Annotated in this window: 1 protein-coding gene; it reads right to left on the bottom strand. The window is 63.6% G+C overall.

Annotation, left to right across the window (positions count from 1 at the left end; genetic code table 11):
• Positions 1-2069 (bottom strand): amino acid adenylation domain-containing protein (locus AB0I57_RS20045; protein WP_358339336.1); only part of this gene is annotated, 2069 nt, incomplete at both ends.

The raw sequence follows: 2069 nt of genomic DNA, 5'->3' as shown, positions 1-2069 counted from the left end.
AAATCCGCCCGACCGACATACCCCCGAGCCACCTGCACCCCACCCAAATACAACTCCCCCGCCACCCCCACCGGAACCGGCTGCAAACGGGCATCGAGCACATACGCGGCAGTATTGCGGATCGGGGCGCCGATCGGAACCGGACCCGACCCCCTTCCCGACTCCGGCGAACAACGGAACACCGTCGTGGTCACCGTCGCCTCCGTCGGCCCATACGTGTTGTCCAACACCGCATCCGAACGGTCGGCAAAGCGGGTAGCCACCTCCTCCGGCAGCGCCTCCCCACCAACCGACACATACCGCAACGTGCCGGGCAGATCCAGTGTCGAGTCCGCCGACAGGAACAACGCGAGCATCGACGGCACGAACTCCAAAATCGTTATCTGCCAACTCTGCGCGGTCTGCACCAAATACTCCGGATCACGATGTCCACCCGGCTCCGCGACCACCAACCGAGCCCCCACCTGCAACGGATAGAACAACTCCCACACCGAAGCATCGAACGTGATCGGCGTCTTGTGCAGCACCGTATCGCCCACCCCGAGCTCGTAACGCTCGCGCATCCAACCCATCTGATTGACTACCGCCCGGTGAGTGACCGCCACCCCCTTCGGGCGCCCGGTCGACCCGGACGTGAAGATCACATAGGCCGTGTTGTCCGCCCGAACCGGCCCGAGGAGTTCGGACTCGGCCACCTCCGCGGGGGAATACCCCGACACATCCACCGCATCGACGCTTATCACCCGATGCCCGGACGCGGTGAATCCGTCCCGGGACGTCGACAACACGCACACCGGTGCCGCGGTATCGAGCACATAGTCGTTACGTTCACCAGGCTGGTCCGGGTCGATCGGCACATACCCTCCGCCGGCCCGCAACACCGCATAAATCCCGACCATCAAATCCAACGACCGGCGCATCGAGACCGCCACCAACGACTCCGGGCCCACCCCGGCACCGATCAGGTACCGTGCCAATTGGTTGACCCGGGCATCGAACTGCGCATACGTCAACGACTCACCTTCGAACACCACCGCCACCGCATCCGGCGTCCGGGTCACCTGTGCCTCGAACCCCTCCACAAGGGTCGTATCCGGCGACCGAACCGTGGTGTCGTTCCACCTCTCAACCGCCAGACGCTCGGCCAAGCTGCGCAACTCAATCGCCCCTACCGGCTCCGTCGCATCCGCCGTTGCCGCCTCGAGGATCTTGGTGAACATCTCCGCGAACCCCGCCACCGTCGATTCCTCGAACAAATCGACCGCATACGTGAACCACCCGTCGATCCCGCTACGCTGCCCCTCCGCATCGAACCGCTCCATCAGATCCAACTCGAGATCCAATTTCGCACCCACCGACCCTGTATCGAGCGGCTCGATCTCCAACCCAGGCAACGACGCCCGCGATTGGGCATAGTTGTGCACTACCAATAACACTTGGAACAATGCCGAATAGGCCGTCGACCGAACCGGATTCAGAATCTCCACCAGCCGCTCCAACGGCACATCCGGATGACCGAACCCAGCCAGATCAACCTCCCGAACCTGGGCCAGCACCTCCGCAAACGATGCCGCACCCTCGATCCGAGTACGCAACACCAGCGTGTTCCCGAACATCCCCACCAGATCATCGAGCGCCGCCTCACCCCGCCCGGCGATCTGAGTACCGATCGGAATATCCTGGCTGCCACTGACCCTGGCCACCAACACCGCCAACGCCGCATGCACCACCATGAAGAACGTCGCCTGATGCTCGCGTGCCACACCATCGATCCGCTGCGCGAGATCCGCACTCAACGTGAAAGTCACCCGCTCTCCCCGAGGCGACTGCACGGCCGGACGTTGATGATCGGTCGGCAACTCCACTAACTCGGGCAGATCCGCCAACACCCGAGTCCAATATCCCAACTGCCGCGACAGCACCGATTCCGGATCATCTTCCGAACCCAACACCCGCTGCTGCCACAACGCATAGTCCGCGTACTGCACCGGCAACGGAACCCACCCCGGCTCATGCCCGGCACGACGGGCCGCATACGCCACCATCACATCCCGAGCCAACGGCGCCGT

It is taken from the genome of Rhodococcus sp. NPDC049939 (assembly GCF_040656415.1).
GTDB lineage: Bacteria > Actinomycetota > Actinomycetes > Mycobacteriales > Mycobacteriaceae > Rhodococcus_F.
This window is presented reverse-complemented; position numbering and strand designations above follow the sequence as displayed.